Here is a 6,564-nt window from a genome sequence, read left to right on the forward strand (position 1 = left end):
GTCACACCCCGGCGATCATCGCGGCGAGGTTCAGGGCGACGCGGCCGGAGAGCAGGCCCCATCCGCAGGCGATCATCGTCGCCAGCATCACGAAGGGGAACGGGCGCCCCTCGATCCGCCGGCCGCGCACGGTGTTGCGCAGGATGATGAAGGGCGCCGAGAAGGCCAGCAGCGGCAGGGCCGCCACCGCCGAGAACCCGCCGCGCTCCAGCAGGGTGAAGCTCGCCCGCCGGGCGGCGAGCAGCTCGAACGCGCTGGCGATCAGCCCCGACAGGGCGAGGCCGATGCAGAGGGTGCGCAGGGAATCGACGGCGGCAGGGCTGAGGGTCATGGCACGCGGTCCCGGAGGTCCCGCGCAATCTGACCGATCGTTTACGAAACGTTAAGCACGGAGTTTACTTAACGTTAACCGCTGCGGCGCGCCCGGACGACCTCAGACGTCCTCGAGGTCGATGTCGAGGATGGCCATGCGGAACACGAAGGAATCGTCCCCGTCCTCCTTGTCGTCCGCGACCACGCCGATCGATTCCTCGCCGATGAAGACTTCGGCGGTGTCGCCCGTCTTCATGGCGACGAGGCGGATGTTGGTGTTCGCGAACGTGCGGCGCATGTAGGCTTGCAGCTTCGCGATCTCGGGTTTGGTCACGCTGTCTGTTCTCCGCTGGCGGCGAGGAGCGAGGGCAGCGATTGCCACGGCGGGCCCCCCGCCGCAAGCGTCGCCGCGGGTGCGGGCGGCGGCGGGGCGCTCAGATGCCCTCGCCCACGTGGATGAACGCGTCGAGGGCGACGAGCTGGTCCATCGCCCGGGCCGGGTCGTCGCACCCCGCCGTGCCGACGACGCGGGCGGGCACGCCGACCACCGTCGTGTTGGCCGGGACCGGCCGCAGCACCACCGAGCCGGCCGCGACCCGGGCGCAGGCGCCGACCTCGATGTTGCCGAGGATCTTGGCCCCGGCGCCGATCATCACGCCCCGGCGGATCTTGGGGTGGCGGTCGCCCCGCTGCTTGCCGGTGCCCCCGAGGGTCACCGCGTGCAGGATCGACACGTCGTCCTCGATCACCGCCGTGGAGCCGACCACGAGCCCGGTGGCATGGTCGAGGAACACCCCTCGGCCGATCCGCGCCGCCGGGTGGATGTCGCACTGGAACACCTCCGACACCCGGCTCTGGAGGTAGAGGGCGAGGTCACGCCGCCCCCGCGACCAAACGTGGTGGGCGAGGCGGTGGGCCTCCAGGGCGTGGAAGCCCTTGAAGTACAGGACCGGCTCCAGGGCGCGCAGGGTCGCCGGATCCCGGTCGATCACCGCGCCGATATCCGCCCGGAAGGCGGCGCCGATGGAGGGATCGGCCTGGATCGCCTCGTGGAAGGCGTGGGCGATCAGCTCGGCCGGCAGGGACGGGTGCCCGAGCCGGGCCGCGACCCGGTGGGCCACCGCACCCTCCAGGGTCGGGTGGTTCAGGATGGTGGCGACCATGAGGGAGGCGAGCTGCGGCTCGGTGCGCAGAACCTCCTCGGCCTCGTCGCGCACCCGCGACCAGACGGGGTCGCACACGGCGAGGTCCCTGCCCTGGGCGTGGGCCGAATGGGTGAAGGCTGGGCTTGCGGTCATGGTCCCGCGCTCTGGTCTGTGGTGCCGGGTCGTCGCCGGCCGGGCGCTCCGCACGGCGTGGCGGCGGGGCCCGGAGGGGATGGATGGCGGATGCCCCGCACCGGACCGGGCGGGCCTTCCCACCCCGTACCGTGGGATGGGGGATCGGCGCGATCAAGGGCGGGGACCCCGCGGGGCAGGTGCGCGCGGGCGTCCTGTCACGGGGATCCCCCCGCGCCCCGGCCCCCCGCGCTCACCCCACCCTGGCGAGGCCGAAGCGGGTCTCGATCGCCGCCGTCAGCCGGTCGAGCATCGCCGGGACCGGGATGTCCGAGGTGTCGACCTGGGCGGCGGCCCGGGCGTAGAGCGGCTCGCGGCTGGCGAGCACCGCCCGCAACTCCTGCATGGCGGAGGCGTGGTCCCCGGTGGTCGGCAGGTGGCCCTGCTCGCGCACCCGGTTCATGTGCTCCTCCGGCCGGGCGCGCAGCCAGACCGTGTAGAACGCCTGCAGCAGCAGGTCGTAGGTCAGCGGCTCGGCGACGATGCCGCCGCTGGTGGCCAGGATCAGCGGGCCGGGATGCTCGGTGAGGCGGCGCAGGGCGGCCTGCTCCAGGCGGCGATAGCCCTCCTGCCCGTAGATCGCGAAGATCTCCCGCACCGACAGGGCGTTCTCGCGCTCGATCTCGGCGTTCAGCTCCACGAAGGTCCAGCCGAGCCGTTCCGCGGCGAGCTTGCCGAGCGTCGACTTGCCCGCCCCGCGCAGGCCGATCAGGGCCACCCGCGCCCCGCCCGCCGCCTCGTTGCGGTTGCCGCCGGACAGGATGTCCTTGGCCGCCGCGATCTGGGCCGGGTTGGCGTGGGAGAGCAGATCCCGGATCACGGGCCAGTCGGGGCTGCTGTCGTCCCCGGTGATGAGGTCGTCGAGGCGCACGCCCATGGCGTTGGCCACCCGCCGCAGCAGGATGATCGAGACGTTGCCCTGCCCGCCTTCGAGCTGCGCGATGTAGCGCTCGGACAGGCCCGACAGCTGCGACAGCACCTTGCGCGACAGGCCGCGCACCGTGCGCGCATGGCGCACCCGGCGGCCCAGATCCGCGAGGAAGAGTGTCTCCTGTTCGATCACGCCGGCCATGGCGCCGTTCGCTTTCCTGCCGTTTCGGGAGCGCTGTGCCGCCCGGACGTCCCCGACAGGCAGGCCTCCCGGCAAGGAAGGGCAGCCCGCGACGGAGGATCCGTGCGAAGACCAGCGTGCCCCTACCCCAATGAATTCGATGTTGCCGCCACCGCCTCCGTCAGGCGCACGGGTCCCTGTGCGGCCCCGAGAACAGCGTGCTGCCTATGTGTTGCGGAACGCCCCGGTGGTCAAGCCTCGGGAGCCGCCGCAGCCGGTTGCAGCGTGCGCAATCATTGCGGCGCGAGGGCCACGGCCTCCTGGACGAGGACGGGGGCGGCGGCCGGGCGGGAGGCCGCCGCCGCCAGGGCGAGGAGCCGCGCCGAGGGGCGCTGGGGCGGCAGGGGGACCGCCACGGCCTCCGCCGACGGGGCGGGGGCGGCCTCGGCCGGCACCGCGGCGGCGGCGGGCGAGGCGGGGGAGAGGCGAAGCTCGGTGAAGGCGGCGGGCGTCGCGGCGGCGACCTGCACGGCGCCCCCGAGCCCGTCCGGACGGCGGGGCGGCAGCGGCACCTCGACCGTCGCGGCGTCGGCCGCGGTCTGCGGCGCGGACGCGGCGGCGGGCTGGACGTCGGTGGTGAGGCTCGCGAACTGCACCTGCGCGCCGCCGGCCAGCGCCCCCGGGCGGCGGGGCGGCAGCGGCACCTCCACGGCCTCGGCCGGGGTCGGCTCCGCGGCGGCGTAGGCCAGGGCCGCCGGCGCGGCCTCGACCGGCGGGCGGCCGATGAACAGGCTCGCCAGGGCGCTGGCGGAGGCCGCCACCGGGGCCACCGTGGAGGCGACCACCGTCGGCACGCCCTGCCGCTTGGCGGCGTAGTAGTAGCCGCGGTTATAGTACTGATAGGCCTGGTGGACGTTGCCCTGCGCGGTGCGGTAGGCCCCCGCGAGGTAGGCGACGCCGTAGCGGAGGTTGGTCTCGGGGTCGTACAGCCCGGCCGGATCGCCGGTATAGCCCAGCGACCGGGCGGTCGCGTGCTTGATCTGCATGAGGCCGAGGGCGCTGCCGCCCTTGGCCCGCGGGTTGTAGTTGCTCTCGCGCTTGACGACGGCGTGCACGAAGCTCGCCGGCACCCCGTTCGCCTTGGCCTGCTGCTCGATCAGCGCGTCGATGTTGTCGCGCCCCGCCTGTGCGAAGACGGTCGTCGGCGCGACCGCGATGGCGGCAGCAAGGAAGAGGCGGTGCATTCCGAGACCCGGTCCTGCTTGTTCTATGGTCAAGCTAGGTCACCGGAAAATGAGGCCGGAAAACGGCCTTGAGCCGGCGGAGTGGGGGCGGAAGGAGGGTGCGGCACCCGCCGTCCCGCCTTATGGCCTCCCCGCCCCGCTCTGTGGTCGGCCGGCCACAGCCGGGGGGCCTCAGGGCAGGATGAACGCCTCGACCCCGTGGGCGAACCCGTCCGAGTCGTTGTCCGCCGTGACGGCGCGGGCGGCGTCCTTCACGGCCCCGGTGGCGTTGCCCATCGCCACGGGGAAGCCGCTGCGGGCGAACATCGGCCGGTCGTTGGCCGCATCGCCGAAGGTGGCGATCCGCTCCTCCGGGATCCCCAGATGCTTGCTCAGCCACGCCACGAACTGCCCCTTGTCGCGGCCGGGCGGGGTGACGTCGAGGTAGTAGGGCTGCGAGCGGTGGATCGTGGCGCCCTCCCCGAGGGCGTCCTGCAGCCGCCCCTCGCAGGCGGCGAGCAGGGCGGGGTCGGCGCTGACGCCGACGATCTTCGAGGCCTCGCCGAGGAGCCCGGCGAGGTCGTCGGTGACCCGGGGCTCGGCCGCGAGGGTGCGGCGTTCGAGGTCGGCGTAGGGCCCCTGCGGGTCGCGCAGGTACCACGCCCCCCGGGCGAAGACCCAGATGTCCACGCCCTCCCCCGCCAGCCGCTCCGCCGCCGCCCGGGCCACCGGGGCGGGGATCAGGTGCTCCTCGAGGACGGCGAGGTCCGGCCCGACGACGGTGGCGCCGTTATAGGCCCCCATCGGCAGGTCGAGCTCGAGGGTCGCGACGAGGTCGCGCAGCCCGACCGGCGGCCGGGCCGAGGCGATGGTGAAGCCGATGCCGGCCGCCCGCAGGCGCGTCACGGCCGCCACGGTGGCCTGCGTCAGCCGCTTGTCGGAGGTGACGAGGGTGCCGTCGACGTCGGAGACGACGAGGCGGATGCCGTCCGCCTTCATGCCCACGTCCCCCCGTCCCTCGCGAGGTGGGCGACGATCCGGGCGGCGAGGGCGTCGGGCGGTGCGAGGATGCTCACGGTGATGGGGTGCTCCTCCGGGGCGGGGGGTTCGAGGGCGGCGAACTGGCTGTCGAGGAGGCCGGCGGGCATGAAATGGCCGTGCCGCCCGGCGAGGCGGGCGGCGATCACCGCCCGGTCCCCCTCCAGATAGACGATCCGCACCCGGCGGCTGCCGCCGGTCAGGACGTCGCGGTAGACCCGGCGCAGGGCCGAGCAGACGATGACGCCCGATTCGCCCGCCTCCAGGCGCTGGCGGATCCACACCGCGATCCGGGCGAGCCAGGGGGCGCGGTCCTCGTCGTCGAGGGCGAGGCCGGCATGCATCTTGGCGACGTGCTCCGGCGTGTGGAAACTGTCGCCGTCCACGAAGATCCAGCCGAGCCGCTCGGCCACGAGGGCGGCCACCGTGCTCTTGCCCGAGCCCGAGACGCCCATCACCACGAGGACCTGCGCCGCCGCCGCGGCCTGCCTCCCGTCCATGCGTCCCCCCGCGCCGCCCGGCTCGCCGCCACCTTCGGGCATTCTAGGGTGTGGATGGCGCCCCGGCATCCCTCCGCCGGGGGGAACCGGCGCCGCCGACCCGCGTTGGCCAGAACATTTCAGGAACGAGTGGGACCCATGGCCAAGTCGGACGCGAAGAACACCAACCAGGCGGAGAACCCCAAGATCGATCCGAAGGACAGCTCGAACCAGATCAAGGATCCGGATCAGTGGACCACCGGCGGGGAGCCGATGACGGGGGCGCAGGCCTCCTACCTCAAGACCCTGTCCGAGGAGGCGAAGGAGCCTGAGGCGTTCGACGATTCCATCGACAAGGCCGAGGCCTCGAAGCGGATCGACTCCCTCCGGCACAAGGCCGGCCACGCCTGATTCCCCGAAGACCGTGCCCGGTGAAATTGCACCGGCGCACGGTCTTCGCGCATTGCGTTAAGGCTGCGGCAATCCGCGTGGGGTAACCCGGACATCCGCCCCCGTCGGCCGGTCGACCGGCGGCCGGGGGCGGAGGAACGGTTTCGGGTCGATGAGCGAGCGAACGGCGAACGCGGCCACACCATCCCGCCCCGGGACGTCCTGCCCCGGGACATCTTGGGGCCTCGCGCGCTTCCTGCGCGACACGGGCGGGGCGACCGCCATCGAGTACGCCATGATCGGCGGGCTGATCTTCGCCGTCATCGCCGGGAGCCTCAAGCTGTACGGCTCGAAGGTGGACGGGGTCTACGGCCAGATCGGCAATGCGATGGCGCAGGTGAACTGACCCCTCCTCCTCCCATCCCGCACGGACCCGCGGGAAAGCGGGGGTTGCGAGGATGAAACCGGCGGCCACGGCGTGCCGCCCCCACTGTGTCCCACCCGCTACGGACTCCCGGCTGCCCATGGGGTAGGCACGGGGACGGCCAGACCGATGGACCTTGTCCGGATGCGAACGACACCGATCATCCTGCTCGCCGCGGCGGCGTTGTCGGGCTGCACGCTCCTGCCCGCGGCGGGACCGACGGCCACGGCGATCCAGGCGGGGGCGGAGGTGCCCGAGGCCGGCGGCGGCCTGCTGGCCCGCTACGAGATCATCGACGTCACCCCCGCCG

9 protein-coding genes and 1 pseudogene are annotated in these 6,564 nt (G+C 73.3%); 3 read left to right on the forward strand and 7 right to left on the reverse strand.

The genetic code is table 11. The annotated features are described in order from the left end of the window. Position 1 precedes the first annotated feature (1 nt). The 7 genes from MKK53_RS01365 to MKK53_RS01395 form a co-directional block, all read right to left on the reverse strand. Positions 2-331 (reverse strand): DUF6949 family protein, encoded by a 330-nt coding sequence (locus MKK53_RS01365; RefSeq protein ID WP_243926128.1) that lies wholly within the window; start codon positions 329-331, stop codon positions 2-4. 102 nt (positions 332-433) lie between these two features. Beyond that, positions 434-646, reverse strand: coding sequence for a DUF3126 family protein (locus MKK53_RS01370; protein WP_243926130.1), 213 nt, complete (start codon positions 644-646; stop codon positions 434-436). A 100-nt stretch (positions 647-746) separates the two neighbouring features. Then, complete coding sequence (gene cysE, locus MKK53_RS01375) at positions 747-1,610, reverse strand: serine O-acetyltransferase (RefSeq protein WP_243926132.1); 864 nt, start codon at positions 1,608-1,610, stop codon at positions 747-749. A gap of 232 nt (positions 1,611-1,842) precedes the next feature. Beyond that, positions 1,843-2,784 carry a helix-turn-helix transcriptional regulator gene (locus MKK53_RS01380; RefSeq protein WP_409564252.1) on the reverse strand — a complete coding sequence of 314 codons (942 nt, stop codon included), beginning with the start codon at positions 2,782-2,784 and terminating at the stop codon, positions 1,843-1,845. Positions 2,785-2,993: 209 nt separating this feature from the next. After that, the gene (locus MKK53_RS01385) at positions 2,994-3,944 is read right to left on the reverse strand and encodes a lytic transglycosylase domain-containing protein (protein ID WP_243926136.1); all 951 of its coding nucleotides are present in this window, start codon (positions 3,942-3,944) and stop codon (positions 2,994-2,996) included. A gap of 171 nt (positions 3,945-4,115) precedes the next feature. Further along, positions 4,116-4,922 carry a Cof-type HAD-IIB family hydrolase gene (locus MKK53_RS01390; protein ID WP_243926138.1) on the reverse strand — a complete coding sequence of 269 codons (807 nt, stop codon included), beginning with the start codon at positions 4,920-4,922 and terminating at the stop codon, positions 4,116-4,118. Continuing rightward, the gene (locus MKK53_RS01395) at positions 4,919-5,461 is read right to left on the reverse strand and encodes a gluconokinase (protein ID WP_243926140.1); all 543 of its coding nucleotides are present in this window, start codon (positions 5,459-5,461) and stop codon (positions 4,919-4,921) included. The genes MKK53_RS01390 and MKK53_RS01395 overlap by 4 nt, the downstream gene beginning before the upstream one ends. A 138-nt stretch (positions 5,462-5,599) precedes the next feature. Here MKK53_RS01395 and MKK53_RS01400 point away from each other — a divergent pair, with 138 nt between their 5' ends. From MKK53_RS01400 to MKK53_RS01410, 3 genes and pseudogenes are all read left to right on the forward strand, one after another. Then, positions 5,600-5,851: a DUF3072 domain-containing protein gene (locus MKK53_RS01400; RefSeq protein WP_243926142.1), complete on the forward strand. Its 252-nt coding sequence runs from the start codon at positions 5,600-5,602 to the stop codon at positions 5,849-5,851. Positions 5,852-6,002: 151 nt separating this feature from the next. After that, on the forward strand, positions 6,003-6,236 hold the full coding sequence (locus tag MKK53_RS01405; RefSeq protein ID WP_243926144.1) for a Flp family type IVb pilin: 234 nt from the start codon (positions 6,003-6,005) through the stop codon (positions 6,234-6,236). Between the two features lie 162 nt (positions 6,237-6,398). Further along, positions 6,399-6,564, forward strand: a pseudogene (locus tag MKK53_RS01410) (sugar transporter); the annotation flags it as partial.

The sequence above is a fragment of the Methylobacterium sp. J-076 genome (assembly GCF_022829405.1).
Classification (GTDB): Bacteria; Pseudomonadota; Alphaproteobacteria; order Rhizobiales; family Beijerinckiaceae; genus Methylobacterium.